The sequence below is a fragment of the Leisingera sp. NJS201 genome (genome assembly GCF_004535885.1).
GTDB lineage: Bacteria > Pseudomonadota > Alphaproteobacteria > Rhodobacterales > Rhodobacteraceae > Leisingera.
Genome location: NZ_CP038234.1, coordinates 751,247 through 767,813, shown reverse-complemented (window position 1 = coordinate 767,813; position 16,567 = coordinate 751,247). Strand labels below are relative to the sequence as shown.

The window sequence follows — 16,567 nt, the reverse complement described above, 5'->3', positions numbered from 1 at the left end:
ACGAAACTCTAACCCTTGAGAGGATATCCAATGAAAAGCTTCACCTTCGCCAGTATTGTCCTTGCCTTTTGCGCCAGCGGCGCATTCGCTCAAACAACCCACAGTATGGATCACTCCGGCATGCACATGAGTGATAGCCAAATGGAGGGCGCAGTACACGCCACCGCCCTCGTCAACTCAATCAGCGATGGCTCCGCAAATGTCAGCCACGACCCCATTCCCGAAATCGGCTGGCCCGGCATGACGATGGACTTGCCACTCCTGGCCGACGCGCAAATCATGGGAGACGTTGCACCCGGCGACAAGGTTACCCTCATGCTGCTCAAGGGCTCTGACGGAATGTATGCAATCGGTGCCATGATGCCGAATTGACCGGCGCGGCATCGAAACCGCACCTGAAGCCCCGAAGCCCGCCCTCGAGGCGTTGAACGCCGCGCTGCTGATCCGGTGCCACCGGTAAAACCGGTATGGATCACCCGTCATGCGCGGCGTTCACATTTGCGGCGGCGCTGCCAGCCGTTGCAGTATTGCCCGCCACCGCCCAAACCCGCTCTGCACTTCATGTGCTGAAGGATCCGTGCGCCTCAAATCCAAACCGATTGCAGTTTCATGATCACCGCTGCGGCACCCGTCAAAGCCAGTGTGAATATTGCGAAGAAAACCAGCGCAAGCAGGATCGGCCCGAGCTTGCCCGGCAGCTTGCATACCAAGCCGCGCAGCCATTCCCATCGCCCGGAGCACCTTTCAAGACTGCTGTCGATCACTGTTGCGTATAGGGGCAAGGCGCTGACCAGCGTCGCGTAAAGGTAAACACCGGAAATGTTCTCAAAAAAGGCGGACCGGACAAGTGTGGGCCCAACCACCTGCAACGCCTGCCAGTGATCCCCTCCGAACGAGCCGAACCAGTCAGCCGAAATGAAATATATTACTCCATGCAACAGGACGAAAATGACGACCCTTGCAGGCAGGTCGATCAGGAGGATACGGGCCGGCACGGCTGCTTCACGCTTCTTGGCGGTCCTTACGGCAAAAAGAAAGAAGCTCACGTAGTTGACGGCAAATACAACAAGTAAACCATTTGTCACGACCTGCCGCAGAAACCGGCTGAACGCGGGCCCACTTTCCAATAGCAATGCCCCGAAGCCCGGCGTGAGGGCGATATAGAGCAGCAGTAGCGGAAACAGGCCTGCACAACTGACAACCAATGTGTTGCGGACAAATTTCCAGGCAGGCATGTTGATGCTGAAGTATGTATTCATTGCACAGCGCATTGCCACCCATTCCGGCACGAAGCCGATGGGCGGCGCTCATAGTCCTCAGAACGTTTTGTTCTACCAGTTAGGTTATCCGTCAATATATTCAGGAAACGGCGGGCAGAGAACGGCATTGACGAAAGCACTCATCCGCTGCGGCAGCGAAGCTGCTTCCGTCCCTGACAGCCAGTTATCATACCATCGTCATCAACTAGTACTCTTGTCAGGAAGTGCCTCCTGAGTTCTCAGCACTCTCAATTGCCTCGAGGATCGCGCAGTCCGCAAGACTTCCCTTTCCAGGGCAAGCACCAAGGAGGCGGTCAAGCGAATCCCGGATGCGGATTAAACCTTCGATTTTGGCCTGAACTTCGCCGCGCTTGGCTTTTGCCTGCGCCTGCACGTCCTTACAGCTCGCGCCGGGCGCTTCCAGAAGCGCGAGCAGGCCGGCGGTCTCTGCCAGCGAAAAGCCGAGCCGCTTGGCCCCGGCAATGAACCTGAGCCGCTGCAGCGTTCCCCCGCCATAGTCCCGCGGGCCGCCGGCGGTTGGCCGCGGCGGCTGGCGGATGAGCCCCTTGCGCTCATAGAAACGAATAGTTTCCACTCCTATCCCCGCCGAACGAGCGGCTTTTCCAATCGTCAGAGCTGCCATGGCAGCCTCCTCTCAGGATCGACCATTGACTCCGTACCATGATACAGAGGGTAGCATATCCGGCAAGCGGGGCTGCAAGCGGGATTTGCATGGGACTTTTCATCAAACGCTGGCTTCTTCCTGTCTTCGGTGCAGCACTGGCGCTCTGGCTGATCTTCCAACTGTACGGGAGCCTCAACTTCCCACGCTTCCTTGACGGGTTGCGCCATGCCAATCCGGTTTGGCTATCTGTGCTGGCGGCCACGATCCTGCTTGAACAGCTGTTGAGCGGTTGGAAGTGGCGGCAAATCCTTTATGATCTGAAACCGGTCGGCTCGTTGCCACTAACAGGTGCGCTGCTCGCTGGATACGGCGTGAACGTGCTTGTACCGCTGGGTATCAGCCCGCTAGTGCGAGCCTGGCTGGTCGCGCGCCTGCACCGATTGAAAATGGCCACGGTGCTTTCGACAGCAGTCATCGCCAGATTTCTCGACGGAGTCGTGTTTGCGCTTTTTGCCGGAGCGGTGGCTGCTGCGGGACGCATTCCGCAGATTGAGGGGGATCTGCGCCTAGGCCTTAGCGTTGCGGGTGCCTTGAATCTGCTGCTCTTCGGCGGGCTGCTCTGGGTGCTCTTTCGTTTCCGTGGCCTCTTCAACCGCGAGGAACTGCTAATATGCCGCCTCTTCGACTGGATCACCGGGCAGATGGGCGCGAGCGGTCCGGGGCTGCGGGCATCACTTGGCGCGGGCATCGTCTGGCCAAGGGCGCGCAAGCGGCGCATCGCGGCGATCATCGCGGCCGTCGCGGGCAAGCTGGTGGCGGCGACGCATTTCCTTTGGGCGGGACTTGCGGTGGGAGTACTCCTGGGGCCCTGGGACTACCTCTTTCTGATGGTATTCGCAGGCTTTGCCATGGTCCTCGGGCGGTTCGTGCGGATCCCGGCGGGCTTTGTGTTCGGAGCGGGCTTTGCGCTCAAGGCGCTTGGGGTTGCTGACGAGCCTGCGCTTCTGATGATCCTCTTCAGCTATATCCTCACGATTATCCTTGTGGTCGGCATCGGGTTTGTTGTGCTTTGGCAATCGGGTCTCGACATCCGCCATGTGCGTGTAAAGGCGGAGACAGGCAATGCCGGGCCATGAAGCGCAAGAAGCCGTACGCCGGCGGCGGTTCTGGCGGATTGCCGGTGCGGGCGCTGCTTTTCAGGGCGGATCCGCGGCAGTGGACAGCGCAACGGTTGTCGCCAGCCTGACCCACATGCTGACAGGCAGCGCGCTGGCCGTCGGCTATGCCAGCGCCGTGCTGCGGCTGGGATGGCTTCTGCCGCAGCTGCCGGTGGGTTACCTCGCCGAACGCGCCAAGCGCAGGATGCCGTTCTATGTTTTTGGTGCTTTTGGCCGGGCTGCAGCAGCCGGAGCCATCGCTCTTCTGCTCTGGTGGGGAGCGGATTGGCCGCAAGTTGACTGGCCGCCGGAGCCGCTCGCCGCTGGCTTTCTTGCGCTTTGGACTGTCTATGCTTGTATCAGCGGTGTGGTTGCGGTTCCATACAACGATATCGTCGGGCGTGCGATCCCCTCCAGCCGCCGCAGCCGGATGCTGGCGTGGCGGTTCTTCGGCGGCGGGCTGCTCGCCATCGCCGCCGCGGGGGCGCTGCGTCTGGCCCTCGAAGTGATGCCCCCGTTGCAGGCCTATGCGTTCATGTTTGCGCTGGGTTCGGCGCTGATGTTCCTATCCTCAGCACTGTTTGTCTCGGCAGGAGAGCCACCTTCATCGCCCGGCAGGCGTCCCGCCGCCCGGAACGGGGGAGCGGCTGACTTCCTGCGCGAGGGGCTGGTCACCTTCCGGCAGAACCGCGCGTTCCGCCTGTTTCTGATCTTTCACTGGCTTGGCTCCGCCACGCTGATGGCGCTGCCCTTCTACATCGTAGCTGCACGTGAAAGCGGAATCGGGCTGGCCGGGGTTGGCACGCTCCTGGCCGCGCAGACCGCAGGAGCACTGGTCTCGAACCCGCTTTGGGGCCGCATCGGCGACGGCATGGGCAAGCTGCCATTATTGTGGTGCGTGACGCTCCTCCGCCTCCTGGCGCCCACCCTCATGCTTGCCCTGCTCGCCGCCGGAGCGGGAATTTTGGGCTTTGCGGCGCTTTATCTTGTCATCGGCGCAATGATGAATGGCGTGACTATCAGCTACCTGAGCTTTCTCATGGAAATCTCGCCGGATGACCGACGTCCTGCCTATTCAGCGTGGTTCAACACCTTCGCTGCACCTGCCGCCCTGTCCCCCCTGCTGGGCGCCATCCTCGTCAGCCTGATCGCCACGCCCGCGGTTTTTGCGGCGGCAATCACCGCCGCTCTTGCCCAGTTTGCGGTGCTGAAACAACTGGACCGGCTGGCCGGGGAGGCCGAACCTTGATCCCACATCCACATTGCCTCTGGCCCGGCGACCCGGCGGATTAATTTATGCCATTGGCACGCTGCAGCTCCCGCACGTACTGGGTGATGCCTTTGACGTCGCCATCGGTCAGCCCTTGCTGAGCGGGCATGCTTCCGAAATCCCAGTGATGTGCGCGCACGCCGTTGCGGACGGCGAGCAAGAAGGCGTCGTCGCCATGGTGCGAGGGCTCATAGATCTTGTGGACCAGCGGCGGCCCCATGCCGTTGCGCCCCGCAGCATTCTCTCCATGGCAATCGGCGCAGACCGCGTCAAAGGCGCGCTTGCCGATCACTGCGGTTTCGCTCAACTCCGGTGGCAACTGAACCGCGGTGAGCGGCGCACTGGGCTCCAGAACAGAGCGTTGCGCGGTCGCATCGTTTCCGCCGGCGCTGTTGTACACAAAAAAGGCCGCCGCCGCTAACACGGCTGCGGCAGCTGCGATGGCAAGGTTCTTGTTCATGATGGTCTCTTTCTTTCATAGGTGAATGAATTGCCGTGAGCCGGGCTAGGGCCGTACTGGTTCCGGGCTGCCGCCGCCGGTCCGGGCGCCCCGCGGGAGCCGGACGCGAAAGCGCGGATCTCCTGATAGCGAATCCGCACATCCTCGCTTTGCTGATAGAAACGGAACAGATCCTTCAGCGGTGAGGAAAACTCCTTGTGGGCGGACAGCATCGCCACAAGCGCGCCCAGCGAGACCCGCTCCTGCAGCACGAAATATCCGCCCAGAGAATAGAACAGGAAGGGTGTCAGGGCGGTCAGGAAGTTGTTGATCGCCTTGGCCAGGAATTTCAGCCGGTGAATCTGCAGGCGCAGTTCTTGTAGTTGCCGGAAACTGCGCGCAACCGGCAGCGCGCCTTGCCCGGACGCCCGTAATTGCCGGTCCAAGTGCCCGCCGAGAAGGCGCATCTCGCGGATCCGTTTGCGGGACACCGCATTCACCCGCCGCTGCAGCCGCGGCACGATGATCAGCTGGAGGGGAAGCACCGTGAGCGCAGCCGCGGCGAGGATGGGATCCTGCACAAACATGAACAGAAGGATCGTAGCCAGTGTTCCGCCCTGCAGCAGCGGGACGGCCAGCAGTTCGGAGGCAAAGCCGCCGACAGGTTCAACCTCGGGGCCAAGAACCGGCATGATGGCCGGTTGGCGCTCCGCGGGCTGATCCTGCCTCCACTGGCGGTAGATGGCCAGCCGCAGCCGGCGCACGAAGCTTTCGGCAACCAGGCCCTTGCGGATGTTCAGCCAGTATTTGTTGAGACCGTTGAGCGTGATGGCCGCCAGATAGGCGCCGCAAAGCAGAAACAGCAGCGAAACTTGCGAAAGCTCGGCTCCAAACACCACAACCGGGCTGCTGCCATTTTCAAACACGCGGTTCACGATCTGCTTGGGCAGCTCTAGGGTCAGATAGAGGATCGGCATCGCTGTCAGGCTGAACAGGATCAGGATCTTCTGCTGCGGCCCGGTCGTGCGCAGGATATAGCGGGGCAATCCCGGCTCCAGACCGCCCGCCGCGAACTGGGGCGGCGCAAACGGCACCCGCCCCCGCAGAAAACGCTGGCGCAGCAGCCAGGCGGCCTGACCTGCCAGGGTCAGCACAAGCAGCGCGGGCGCCAGCACCAGAACCAGATGCATCACCGGGTGCAGCCATCCGGGTGCGGTATCATCATACCAGAACCCGAAAGCGCCCGCGGCGTCGTGTGTGAGAGTATGCAGATCCAGCATCGCGTGAATGATTGCCTGTTGTCTGATGTTCACCAGCGGCGCCGAAAAGTAAGTGTTTTTCTGCTCCTGGGCGCTGGCTGGGACCGCTGGGGTTTGAAAAAGGCGGAGGCCGGCGGGCGGCCTCCGCCACCGGTTATTTCAGGGCGGTCAGGGTCAGTTTGCCTTTGACCCGTTCGGCGACGAACTCAATCGCGTCGCCGGCTTTCAGCTGCTCCAGCATCGTGTCATCGGCGACCCGGAACACCATGGTCATCGCCGGCATGTCCAGATCCACAAGCTCCTCATGGATGATGGTGACCTTGCCGGACTTGGGATCGACCTTCTTGACCGTTCCCGCGGTGAAGGTGCCGCCGCTGCCTTCGAGCACGGCAACCGGGCCGTGCATGCCGGATTCGTAGTGGCCGGGGATCAGGCAAGCGAACTCGAAGGTGCCGGGGTTGGAGAAGGTCCAGACCACTTCGCCGCTGGCGCCCGGGTCCAGACGCACCGAGTTCGGGTCGTCATGCTCCATCTCCATCTTGGCCATCAGCTCCTTGTGGTGGACATTGCGCTCTGCCGTGTCCAGCACAAACTCATGCTCCAGCTCTCCGGCGTTGGTGATCACGAATTTGACCGTCTCGCCCTTGGCAAAGGAAAAGCTGGACGGCTCAAACAGCATTTCGCCGTCATCGGTTTCCTTCATAGTGACGGCGACTTCCCGGTCCGCATGGGCGGCATCGCCGGGCTTGCCCACTTCCATGCCGCCATGGCCGCCGCCGTGGGTGCCGCCGGCAAAGGCCGGCGCAGCGGATAGAGCTCCAATCAGGGCTGCGGAAAGGATCTTGTTCATGTCTGTCTCCTCGTGAGGTTTGGGGGGGTGCCTGGGGCCGTTCAGCCTTTGGCGGTTGGTTTCGGGGTAATGCGGGTCTGCGCGTCTTCGGCGCGGGCAAAGTCCGGCAGTTCGCCGGTCCACTCATAGGCCTGGGTGCCGGGCGGGTTCTCGTACCAGCCGGGGTCGCTGTAGTCGTTTGCATCGATGCCTTCGCGCACCTTCACGACCGAGAACATGCCGCCCATCTCCAGCGGCCCGTACGGGCCCCAGCCAGCCATCATCGGCACGGTGTTGTCGGGCAGCGGCATCGACATCTCGGCCATGTCGGCCATACCTGCGGTGCCCATCGGCATGTATTCGGGCTGCAGCTTGCGGATCTGGCCCGTCAGCTTACGCTTGTCGGTGCCGATGAAGGTGGGCACGTCATGGCCCATCGCGTTCATCGTGTGATGCGACTTATGGCAATGGATCGCCCAGTCGCCCGGATGCACCGCGTCGAACTCATAAGCGCGCATGGCGCCGACGGGGATGTCGATCGACACCTCCGGCCAGCGGGCTGTTTCCGGCACCCAGCCGCCGTCGGTGCAGGTGACCTCGAAGTCATAGCCGTGCATGTGGATCGGGTGGTTGGTCATGGTCAGGTTGCCGACCCTCACCCGCACCCGGTCGCCCTGGTTGACCACCAGCGGGTCGATGTCCGGGAAGATCCGGCTGTTCCAGCACCACAGGTTGAAGTCCGTCATCTCCATCACCCGCGGCACATAGGAGCCTGGGTCGATGTCGAAGGCATTGAGCATGATCAGGAAGTCCCGGTCCACCGGCATGAAGGACGGATCCCTGGGATGCACGATGAACATCCCCATCATGCCCATCGCCATCTGCACCATCTCGTCCCCATGCGGGTGGTACATGAAAGTGCCGGACTTGATCAGGTCGAACTCGTAGACAAAGGTCTTGCCTGGCGGGTTGCCCGGGTGGCTGAGACCGGCAACCCCGTCCATGCCGGAGGGCAGGATCATCCCGTGCCAATGCACCGTTGTATGCTCCGGCAGTTTGTTGGTGACAAAGATGCGGACCCGGTCGCCCTCCACCGCTTCGATGGTGGGGCCGGTGGACTGGCCGTTATAGCCCCACAGATGGGCGATCATGCCGTCGGCCAGCTCGCGCTCGACCGGTTCGGCCACCAGGTGGAACTCCTTCACCCCGTTGTTCATCCGGAACGGCAGCGTCCAGCCGTTCAGGGTGACCACAGGGTTGTAGTCCGGCCCCGTGGAGGGGGCCAGCGGCGGCTGGGTCGCCGCGGTGTCCATTGTGGCGGCATCGGGCAGGCCCATGTTGGAGGTCTGGCCCCAGGCCTGGCTGGAGACCAGCGCAGCCCCTGCGGCACCGGCCCCAAGCATTTGACGTCGGTTCATCATGTCAGTTGTTCCTTTCAATGGCCTGCACCGCCGCCGGCGGCGATCTCCGCGCCGCCGCCCTGCGGGGCCGATCCTGCGCCACCGCCATAGATCGCGGCAGTGACATTGGCCTGCGCCAGCCAGAAGTCGCGCTTGGCATTGGCCGCCTCCAGCGAGCTGGACAGCTTTTCGCGCACGTCGGTCAGCAGTTCGAAGGTATTGGTGATCATGCCATTATAGCTGAGAAGCCCTTCCTCCTCGATCGACTTGCGCAGAGGCACCAGCACATCTCGGTAGTGGCGCGCGATCTCATAGGAGGAGTGATACGCCAGCTCAGCACTGCGGGCCTCCGAGCGGACATTCACCGCCCGTTCCGCCAGCGTATTGGCCGCCTGCATGTAGCTGAGTTCAGCCTTGCGCATCCGCGCCTTGCCGGTGTCGAATACTGGAATTGCGAACTCCAGCTCCAACTGCGGCAGGGTTTCGGTGCGGGTCTCCCCGTCCTCGCGCTCGCGCTCTGCCTCGGCACCGGCAATCAGCTCCAGGTCGGTGACAAGCCGGGTCCGGTCGGTAAGACCAAAAGCGCGGGCCTGCGCCTCCAGCCCGAGCTTGGCGACCTTAAGATCGACGCGGTTGCGCAATGCCGCCGTCTCGATCGACGAAACCCGCGGCAGAGACTTCGGCAGCGGCGGCAGCGCGTCCGGCACATAGTAGTTGGCATCGCTGCCCCACAGGCCCATCAGCCGGGTCAGCTCCTCCTTGGCGAGCTTTGCCTCCAGCCGGGCGCGGGCAACTTGCCCCGCAAGCTCCGCATTAAAAGCAAACTCCCGCGCCTGTCCCGCCTTGTTCAGCGCACCTGTCTTGCCCAGCTGGCTGGCCAGCTCCGCCCCTGCTGCAGCTGTTCCGCTGGCCTGGCGCAGATAGCTCAGCCGCTCAAAGGCGGCCACCGCATTGATCCAGGCCTCCCGGGTCTGCCCCGCCAGCGCCAGAGTGTCGTTCACCGCGTTCAGCTGGGCCTGCTGAAACTGCGCCTCAGCCACGGCAATGCGCTGCTTGCGGGTCTTCACGTCCAGCAGGTTCACGGCGATGGTGGATTCCAGCGCCCGGTACAGGCCCAGCTCCGGCGCGCCGATCCCCATCAGGCCGATCGAAACCACCGGGTTTTCCGGTGTCATCTGCTGCCAGGTCTCCACCGCCGATAGGCCGACCGCAGCGAAAGACGCCTGCAGACCCTTGTTGTTCAAGAGCGCGGCCTGCACCGCGGTATCGGCAGAGATCGTCTTGCCCTGCACCAGCTGCCGGACCTCTTTGGCCAGCGCCTCATTCTGGGCCTGTGTCTGGGCGAAGGCCGTGCGCTTTCCGATGGCGGCAGAGGTCTGGCCGGCGACTTCCTGAAACCCGGCCTGCGGGCTGGTGTATTTCTCCGGCACCGCAGCCGAGCAGGCGGCCAGCACCAGGGGCGACGCCAGGAGGACGCGCCAAGTTTTCGCTGACATCAGTGATTCTCCTGCTGCTGCTCGTTGACGCCGCGCCAGGACGCGGGGCCGCTCGGCTCGTAGGTTTCAAATCCTGCGAGGGGGGACTGGTAATTCATTGTGCGGTAAGGGCCGGATTGCGCGGCGGCACTTTGCAAGGCTGCGGTATCAGGCAGCGCCGCCGGTGCTTTGGCGCACGCCCCCAGCAGCAGGGCACCCGCCCCGGCCAGAAAGAAAGATTTCATATGGTGTTCCTGAGGAATATCTGCACGTTTCCTGCACTTGCGTGCAGGAGTTGGTTAGTGCCCGCATAAACGGTTCAGAAACTCAGGTTCTCGGGGACGCAGCAGCGCAAGCCGGGGATGGGAGGGCAGCTGAGCATGCGCCAGCTTCCAACGGACAGGGCGCTTCAGGACAAACTCACCCGGTTGCAAGGACAGCACGGCCAGTGCCATACAGGCACCTGCGCAGCAGTTCCCCGCGTCGGCGGCGTTTCCGGGGTCGCCCGGGGAATCGTGTGCGCCGGTCTGGGAAGCGCCATGCGCTACGTCTAAGATGGCAGCATCGGCATGACTGTGCCCATTCTGCGAAACCGCAGCATTGCCGTGATGGTCAGCGAGGGAATGCGCAGCGGATGGCAATGAAAACCCCAGCGCAAGGATCACTGTAAATACAGCAGCCACCCTGACCAGCCGGAAGATATGTGCCAAACACGCCATGCGGACATTTCTCACAAGGGGAGTAGCCCGCGTCAAGGCAGGAATGATGCATCAATTGCACAAATTTCCGTGCCTCTAAGGAAATTCTGGATTTTGCGCAACATTCCGCCAATGCATGCATTGCTTCCAGCAAACCTTCCCGCGCGGGAGGGGTGACCGAAACCGGAAACATTTGAGAAGCAACAGTTAAGTGAAGGGTGCGAAACAACCGCAGAGATCCGTCAGCTTTCGGAGACTGTGCATGCCTCGACGCCTCACACATAATATCATGCAAAATGTGGCCTAACCGGCTTGCTTTCAAGCTAGCTTCCAGATGGTAAGCCCTGTCTGCCAGCGGCTGGAGACAAGGCCGGCTTCGATCACTACTCTACAGAAAATTTAGCCGGAGTGAGCTGCGCAGCAAATTTGACATGCATTTCGAGGACTAATGCCGGGTGTACCCTGGGTTGGCTTGATTGCTGCTGCATGACCGAAGTAATTTCCACACTGATCACAGGCCTAAGACCGGTAGGCAGTAGTCTGGCGCATGACAGGCTTTATGACCCTTGCGGCCCTGTGGGCCCATCACTAGTGCCCGCGGTTTAGCGAGGGACGCCCTTTGATTTTGTTCATAAGTTGTGAGCGGGGCCGTTGCTGAGCGATTTCAGGATCGGGCAATCGGGCCGATGGTCGCCAGAGCATTGCTCAACAAGGTACCTGAGTGTGTCTCGCATGGCTTTCAGACCTGATATTTTTGCGTCGATCTCTTGCAGATTTTGTTCCGCAACGCGCTTTACTTCGGCGCTGGCGCGGGACGCGTCATCATAAAGCGCCAATAGGTCACGGCAGTCCTCAATCGTGAACCCAAGTGACCGGGCCCGACCGATAAATGCAAGACGGTGCAGTTCTCTCTCTTCGAATTCGCGATATCCATTGCGACCGCGCGTGGGTTTGACTAATCCGATATCCTCATAATATCGGATGGTTTTGGCCGGCACGCCCGACCGTTCTGCAACATCCCCGATATTCATGCTATTTCTCCCTTCGGTCAGCCTTATTCAGCTGGCGCGGACTGCAATGCGGCTTTCGGCCCTCTGATTACCACATGGTGCTTTCCTGCCGCTGGCTTAATCCAGCGCAGGCGCAACGCATTGGTCAGAACAAATACGCTGGACAGTGCCATAGCGCCTGCTGCTAGCACCGGTGACAACAACGGCCCACCGAATGGGTATAGCACCCCCGCTGCGACAGGGATCAGGAGAGTATTGTAGCCGAACGCCCAGAACAGGTTTTCCCGGATGTTGCGCATGGTGCGCTGGCTTACTGCAAAGGCGTTAACAACTCCGTTGAGGTCACCAGACATCAGCACCACATCCGCAGTCTCAATGGCCACATCGGTTCCTGTGCCGATAGCGATACCTACATCCGCAGCGGCAAGGGCCGGTGCATCATTGATACCGTCCCCGACAAAAGCCAGCTTGCTGCCGTCCGCACGCAGGTTGTCAAGCGCCGCAACCTTGCCTTCGGGCAGCACTTCGGCAACCACATGATCAATCCCCAGATCGCTTGCGATTGCTTGAGCCGTTACGGCGTTATCGCCGGTGATCATGGCAACTTTGAGGCCCAGCCTGTGCAGCGCGTCAATGGCACCAGGCGTTGTCGGCTTGACCGGGTCGGCCACGGCAATCACGGCGGCAATCCGTCCGTCAATAGCAGCGTAAAGCGGTGTCTTGCCCTTGCTGGCCAGCGCATCGCTTTGTCCGGCCAGCGCATCAAGTGACACGCCTTCGCGTTCCATAAACCGGTCCGCGCCGATCAGCACCTGACGGCCTCCGACCGATGCCTGGACGCCAAAGCCGGTGATTGAGTCAAAGCTGTCGGCGTCCGGAAGCTTGATCCCTCGCGCTTCCGCTGCCGCAACGATAGCCTTGGCAATTGGATGCTCCGAACTTTTTTCTACGGCGGCGACCAGCCGCAGCACCTCTTCTTCGACCTGGCCGCCGGCCAGGATCAGGTCGGTCAGCTCCGGCCGGCCAGCGGTAAGCGTGCCGGTCTTGTCGAGCGCAACCACAGTGCTTTCCTGCAGCAGCTGCAGCGCGTCCCCCTTGCGGAACAGAACGCCCATTTCGGCGGCACGGCCGGTCCCGACCATGATCGAGGTCGGTGTTGCAAGACCCATGGCACAGGGGCAGGCAATGATCAGTACAGCTACCCCTGCGACCAGAGCGAGGCTGAGCGCGGGATCCGGGCCGAACAGAAACCAGACAGCAACCGTCAGCACTGCAACCGCCATCACGGCGGGCACGAACCAGGCGGTAATCCGGTCCACCAGCCCCTGGATCGGGAGCTTTGCGCCTTGCGCCTGCTCGACCATCCGGATGATCTGCGCCAGCATGGTGTCGCTGCCCACTTTCGCCGCCTGGAAGGTCAAGGCGCCGGTGCCGTTCACAGTGGCACCCACGACCTCGGAGCCTGCGGATTTCTGCACTGGGACGGGCTCACCTGTGATCATGCTTTCATCGACATAAGAGGAGCCGCTCAGAACCACCCCATCGACCGCGATTTTTTCGCCCGGCCGCACGTGGATGATATCGCCCACCACGATGTCCTCGACCGCGCGCTCCGCAATTTCGCCGCCACGCTCAACCCGCGCGGTTTTCGCCTGCAGCCCGACAAGTTTGCGGATCGCCTCGCCCGTGCGGCCCTTGGCCCGGGCTTCCAGCAGCCGGCCCAGCAGAATCAGAACGACGATCACCGCGGCGGCCTCGTAATAGACATTGGCCGTCCCCGCAGGCAGCAAAGAGGGCGCGAAGGTCGACACCAGCGAGAACCCGTAGGCCGCCGATGTGCCCAGTGCCACCAGCGAATTCATGTCAGGCGCGCCTTTGAGGAGAGCCGGAAAGCCCTTGGTGTAGAATTGCAGGCCCGGCCCGAACAGGACGATCGTGGTCAGCAGGAATTGCAGGAAATAGCTGGTCTGCATCCCGACCGCGCCCGCTACGAATTCATGCATGCCTGGAATCACATGGCTGCCCATCTCGATCAGGAACACCGGCAGGGCAAGAACGGCTGCAAAGAGCGTCCGCCGAGCCAGCTGCCGGGCTTCCTCCACTTTGCGCTCTTCTGCGTTGTTCTGCACACTGGATTTCGGCTGCGCGGGATACCCAGCTGCCGTAGCCAGCGCTGCAAGTTCGGCAGGTGTTGTGGCGCCTGCTGCAAACCGCACCGTCGCGGTTTCTGTAGCCAGGTTGACGGCGGCGTCCAAAACCCCCGCTCCCGCCTTGAGCGCCCGTTCCACGCGGCCGACACAGGAGGCGCAGGTCATGTTTTGGACTTCCAGTGTGGCTTCATCGGTCACAGCGGGATATCCGGCCTCCTTCAGCACTGCAGCCAGGCCAGCGGCAGAGAGCGACCCGTCGTGGCTGACCTGCGCAGTCTCGTTCGCGAGATTGACCGTGGCACCGGTGACTTCGGGCAAGGCCTGCAGCGCGCGTTCCACGCGTCCCACGCAGGATGCGCAGCTCATGCCTTCAACTTGGAACCGGACTGTTTCGTTCTGTGTCATTTCATCACCAAAGCTGGTTGTTTGCAGCTATATGGGGCTTCCAGTGACTGGAAGGTCAATGATAATTCCCCTGCCTGCTTGCAAAAATTTCATCCGGTGATTGACAGTGCATTGCCCGCTTGACCTTCCCGTGCGGTAATCCGGTAGCGGCTGGCATGGAACCAAGGAGAACCAAGCATGATCACATTCAAGATCAACGACATGAGCTGCGGCCATTGCAAAGCGGCAATTGAGAAAGCAGTCACCAACCTGGACAGCAGCGCGACACTGGAGTTTGATATGGGTGCGCGGAAAGTCCGGATCGAAAGCAAAGCTGCTCGTGAGAGCATCCAGGCGGCGCTCAAGGAGGAAGGCTACGCTTCCGAAGTTTGCTGACACTGTTCAAGGGTGCCGCTAATGGCGGCACCCTTGTTTCTGGCTCGGGACACATTTTTCCTGCGTTCCCGCTGCCGAACAAGCCATGGTTTCGCCAGCGCTTTCCGGGCAGCCATCAGTCCTTCGACAGTTCCGTTGCCCTTCGCACAACTGAGCTACTCCCCGATCGTTGGACAGGATCTGGCGTAATTTAAGCTACTTTCTGCCGCTGCTGACCAGGTTGGGTTTCGTCTTTTCTCAGCCAATAGACCACGGCAGGAGGCTTGCCGCCAAGGGCGGAATGTGGGCGTTTTCGATTATAGAACTCGATCCATCTGCCGACGCCTGCCTTCGCCTCTGATCCAGTCTTCCAAGCGTGCAGGTAGACGCACTCGTATTTCAGACTCCGCCAGAGCCGCTCGACGAAGATGTTATCGAGGAACCGGCCTTTGCCATCCATCGAGATGCGCACACCGGATCGCCGCAGCCTGTCCGTCCAGGCGAAGGACGTGAACTGGCTGCCCTGATCTGTATTCATGATCTCGGGCGGACCGAACTTGTGGATGGCCTCGTTCAGCGCCTCGACACAGAAGTCCGCTTCCAGCGTGTTCGAGATGCGCCAGGCCAGCACCTTGCGGGTGTGCCAGTCAATGATCGCCACCAGATACAGGAACCCCTTGCGCATTGGCAGATAGGTGATGTCTGCCGCCCAGACCTGGTTCGGGCGCCCCACCCGCAGACCACGCAGCAGATAGGGGTAGGTCTTGTGTCCCTTCGCTGCCTTGCTGGTGTTGGGCTTCTGGTAGATCGGCATGAGCCCCATCACCCTCATCAGCCGCCTGATCCGCTTTTCGTTCACCAAATGACCCTCATTGCGCAGATGCCAAGTCATCTGCCGCACACCGAAGAACGGCGTTTCCAGGAACTGTTCGTCGATCCGACGCATCAGCATCAGGTTCAGAGCCGTCTCGCCTTTGGGTTGATAATAGAACGACGACCGCGAGATCGACAGCAGCTTGCACTGCTTGCCAATGGGCAGATTGGCATTGGCAGGCTCGATCATTTTCCGCCTCACTTGCCGATCCACGGTTTGAGCTTTCGTGACAAAAAATCGTTGGCAACGGCCAGCTCCCCAATCTTAGCGTGCAGCTCTTTGACCTGCTCTTCGTCAATCTCCGGGGTTTTCTTGCCGCCACGCTCGAACACGCCGGACGCGCCCTCCAGGAGCGCCCGCTTCCAGCTGTGGATCATCGTCGGATGAACGCCAAATTGGCTTGCCAGCTCTGCAACAGTCCGCTCGCCCTTCAAAGCCTCAAGCGCGACCTTGGCCTTGAACTCAGGCGAATGGTTCTTCCGTTTCGACATCTCTGATCTCCTCTGCGTCGAAGATCAACAGACAGCAATTCGTAGCTTACGTCAGTGTCCGAAATTCAGGGGTAGCTCACAACAGGCAAAAGCACCACAGCAGAATTCCGCGGCATCAGCCGATCTTCACCAGCGTGTCGGTAACAAATTCGTAGGTCGGCACATCCAGGTTGCGCGGAGCCGGGCCCTTTCGGATACGGCCGGAAGTATCATAGTGCGAGCCGTGACAGGGGCAAAACCATCCCCCGTATCCGCCAGTCGGATCGCCACTTCCCTGGCCTAACGGGATACAGCCCAAGTGAGTACACACGCCGACCACTATCAGCCACTCGGGCTTCTGTACCCGCTCGGCGTCCAATTCCGGATCTATCAGCGTCTCTGCGTCATCCGCGCGCGCCTGAGCAATCCGGACTTCGGTCCGGTGGTCGATGAAGACGGGTTTGCCTTTCCATTTCAACGTGATCCGGCTGCCTGGCTCGACACCCTCAAGGTCGACCTGCACAACCGAAAGCGCCGATACATCTGCACTCGGGTTCATGCTGTCGATCAGTGGCCAGACGACGGCTCCTGTTGCCACGGCTGCGGTCCCTCCCGTTGCATAGTAAAGGATGTCGCGCCGGGTGCCGGGGCCGGAATGTTCCGGATGGGCATTGTCCTGTACCATTGTCAATCTCCCTTCCATTTGAGTGACAGCCGGGCGAGCCTCAGCGGCTGTGCCCAACTGTTATAGTGCCCCCCCTCTCCAGTCCTTTTTGTGCTTCGATTGGCTTCGCCTTGGCGACGCATCGTGCTCATCCCATGTCTGGGTATGGCAATTTTCGAAGGAGCTTCCGCTTACTTTCAAGATGCCGTGAGACGGCACCCATCCATCT

16 protein-coding genes are annotated in these 16,567 nt (G+C 61.2%); 4 read left to right on the top strand and 12 right to left on the bottom strand.

Annotation, left to right across the window (positions count from 1 at the left end):
• The first annotated feature begins 30 nt into the window (after positions 1-30).
• Complete coding sequence (locus ETW23_RS03740) at positions 31-372, top strand: copper-binding protein (RefSeq protein WP_247676972.1); 342 nt, start codon at positions 31-33, stop codon at positions 370-372.
• Between the two features lie 212 nt (positions 373-584).
• Here ETW23_RS03740 and ETW23_RS03735 read toward each other — a convergent pair whose 3' ends face one another.
• Together ETW23_RS03735 and ETW23_RS03730 are read right to left on the bottom strand one after the other, a co-directional pair.
• Positions 585-1,259: a hypothetical protein gene (locus ETW23_RS03735; RefSeq protein WP_247676973.1), complete on the bottom strand. Its 675-nt coding sequence runs from the start codon at positions 1,257-1,259 to the stop codon at positions 585-587.
• Between the two features lie 217 nt (positions 1,260-1,476).
• Positions 1,477-1,902 carry a MerR family DNA-binding protein gene (locus ETW23_RS03730; protein WP_134829163.1) on the bottom strand — a complete coding sequence of 142 codons (426 nt, stop codon included), beginning with the start codon at positions 1,900-1,902 and terminating at the stop codon, positions 1,477-1,479.
• An 89-nt stretch (positions 1,903-1,991) separates the two neighbouring features.
• Here ETW23_RS03730 and ETW23_RS03725 point away from each other — a divergent pair, with 89 nt between their 5' ends.
• Entirely contained in the window at positions 1,992-3,020 is a 1,029-nt protein-coding gene (locus ETW23_RS03725; protein ID WP_167738072.1) for a lysylphosphatidylglycerol synthase domain-containing protein, read from the top strand.
• Complete coding sequence (locus ETW23_RS03720) at positions 3,007-4,290, top strand: MFS transporter (RefSeq protein ID WP_058284630.1); 1,284 nt, start codon at positions 3,007-3,009, stop codon at positions 4,288-4,290. The genes ETW23_RS03725 and ETW23_RS03720 overlap by 14 nt, the downstream gene beginning before the upstream one ends.
• Before the next feature lie 40 nt (positions 4,291-4,330).
• Here the strand turns inward: ETW23_RS03720 and ETW23_RS03715 are convergent, their stop codons facing one another.
• The 8 genes from ETW23_RS03715 to ETW23_RS03680 form a co-directional block, all read right to left on the bottom strand.
• Positions 4,331-4,771, bottom strand: a complete 441-nt coding sequence (locus ETW23_RS03715; protein ID WP_134829161.1) for a cytochrome c — start codon at positions 4,769-4,771, stop codon at positions 4,331-4,333.
• Complete coding sequence (locus ETW23_RS03710) at positions 4,768-6,063, bottom strand: ABC transporter ATP-binding protein (protein ID WP_205879938.1); 1,296 nt, start codon at positions 6,061-6,063, stop codon at positions 4,768-4,770. The genes ETW23_RS03715 and ETW23_RS03710 overlap by 4 nt, the downstream gene beginning before the upstream one ends.
• A 100-nt stretch (positions 6,064-6,163) precedes the next feature.
• Positions 6,164-6,859, bottom strand: coding sequence for a copper-binding protein (locus ETW23_RS03705; protein ID WP_134829160.1), 696 nt, complete (start codon positions 6,857-6,859; stop codon positions 6,164-6,166).
• A gap of 41 nt (positions 6,860-6,900) precedes the next feature.
• The gene (locus tag ETW23_RS03700; protein WP_134829159.1) at positions 6,901-8,259 is read right to left on the bottom strand and encodes a multicopper oxidase family protein; all 1,359 of its coding nucleotides are present in this window, start codon (positions 8,257-8,259) and stop codon (positions 6,901-6,903) included.
• Between the two features lie 14 nt (positions 8,260-8,273).
• Positions 8,274-9,734, bottom strand: coding sequence for a TolC family protein (locus ETW23_RS03695; protein WP_134829158.1), 1,461 nt, complete (start codon positions 9,732-9,734; stop codon positions 8,274-8,276).
• Positions 9,734-9,958 carry a hypothetical protein gene (locus ETW23_RS03690; protein WP_134829157.1) on the bottom strand — a complete coding sequence of 75 codons (225 nt, stop codon included), beginning with the start codon at positions 9,956-9,958 and terminating at the stop codon, positions 9,734-9,736. Before ETW23_RS03690 ends, ETW23_RS03695 begins: the two co-directional genes overlap by 1 nt.
• Positions 9,959-11,040: 1,082 nt before the next feature.
• Entirely contained in the window at positions 11,041-11,442 is a 402-nt protein-coding gene (gene cueR, locus ETW23_RS03685) for a Cu(I)-responsive transcriptional regulator (RefSeq protein ID WP_134829156.1), read from the bottom strand.
• A gap of 23 nt (positions 11,443-11,465) precedes the next feature.
• Positions 11,466-13,976 (bottom strand): heavy metal translocating P-type ATPase, encoded by a 2,511-nt coding sequence (locus ETW23_RS03680; RefSeq protein ID WP_134829155.1) that lies wholly within the window; start codon positions 13,974-13,976, stop codon positions 11,466-11,468.
• 177 nt (positions 13,977-14,153) lie between these two features.
• Here ETW23_RS03680 and ETW23_RS03675 point away from each other — a divergent pair, with 177 nt between their 5' ends.
• Positions 14,154-14,351 (top strand): heavy-metal-associated domain-containing protein, encoded by a 198-nt coding sequence (locus ETW23_RS03675; protein WP_027258020.1) that lies wholly within the window; start codon positions 14,154-14,156, stop codon positions 14,349-14,351.
• 190 nt (positions 14,352-14,541) lie between these two features.
• On the opposite strand, the gene ETW23_RS03670 is transcribed toward ETW23_RS03675, so the two are convergent.
• Both ETW23_RS03670 and petA read right to left on the bottom strand, forming a co-directional pair.
• Positions 14,542-15,695 (bottom strand): IS3 family transposase gene (locus ETW23_RS03670; protein WP_254695136.1). Its coding sequence is split into 2 segments (ribosomal slippage): positions 14,542-15,414 and positions 15,417-15,695, totalling 1,152 coding nucleotides; the frame shifts between segments, so codons are not numbered across the junction.
• A 115-nt stretch (positions 15,696-15,810) separates the two neighbouring features.
• On the bottom strand, positions 15,811-16,359 hold the full coding sequence (gene petA, locus ETW23_RS03665) for a ubiquinol-cytochrome c reductase iron-sulfur subunit (protein WP_205879936.1): 549 nt from the start codon (positions 16,357-16,359) through the stop codon (positions 15,811-15,813).
• Positions 16,360-16,567 lie beyond the last annotated feature (208 nt).

Bases quoted from the DNA above. Each gene is read 5' to 3' on its own strand.
- ETW23_RS03740 (WP_247676972.1), top strand. From the start codon at position 31: ATGAAAAGCTTCACCTTCGCCAGTATTGTCCTTGCCTTTTGCGCCAGC.
- ETW23_RS03735 (WP_247676973.1), bottom strand. From the start codon at position 1,259: ATGAATACATACTTCAGCATCAACATGCCTGCCTGGAAATTTGTCCGC.
- ETW23_RS03730 (WP_134829163.1), bottom strand. From the start codon at position 1,902: ATGGCAGCTCTGACGATTGGAAAAGCCGCTCGTTCGGCGGGGATAGGA.
- ETW23_RS03725 (WP_167738072.1), top strand. From the start codon at position 1,992: ATGGGACTTTTCATCAAACGCTGGCTTCTTCCTGTCTTCGGTGCAGCA.
- ETW23_RS03720 (WP_058284630.1), top strand. From the start codon at position 3,007: ATGCCGGGCCATGAAGCGCAAGAAGCCGTACGCCGGCGGCGGTTCTGG.
- ETW23_RS03715 (WP_134829161.1), bottom strand. From the start codon at position 4,771: ATGAACAAGAACCTTGCCATCGCAGCTGCCGCAGCCGTGTTAGCGGCG.
- ETW23_RS03705 (WP_134829160.1), bottom strand. From the start codon at position 6,859: ATGAACAAGATCCTTTCCGCAGCCCTGATTGGAGCTCTATCCGCTGCG.
- ETW23_RS03700 (WP_134829159.1), bottom strand. From the start codon at position 8,259: ATGATGAACCGACGTCAAATGCTTGGGGCCGGTGCCGCAGGGGCTGCG.
- ETW23_RS03695 (WP_134829158.1), bottom strand. From the start codon at position 9,734: ATGTCAGCGAAAACTTGGCGCGTCCTCCTGGCGTCGCCCCTGGTGCTG.
- ETW23_RS03690 (WP_134829157.1), bottom strand. From the start codon at position 9,958: ATGAAATCTTTCTTTCTGGCCGGGGCGGGTGCCCTGCTGCTGGGGGCG.
- cueR (WP_134829156.1), bottom strand. From the start codon at position 11,442: ATGAATATCGGGGATGTTGCAGAACGGTCGGGCGTGCCGGCCAAAACC.
- ETW23_RS03680 (WP_134829155.1), bottom strand. From the start codon at position 13,976: ATGACACAGAACGAAACAGTCCGGTTCCAAGTTGAAGGCATGAGCTGC.
- ETW23_RS03675 (WP_027258020.1), top strand. From the start codon at position 14,154: ATGATCACATTCAAGATCAACGACATGAGCTGCGGCCATTGCAAAGCG.
- petA (WP_205879936.1), bottom strand. From the start codon at position 16,359: ATGGTACAGGACAATGCCCATCCGGAACATTCCGGCCCCGGCACCCGG.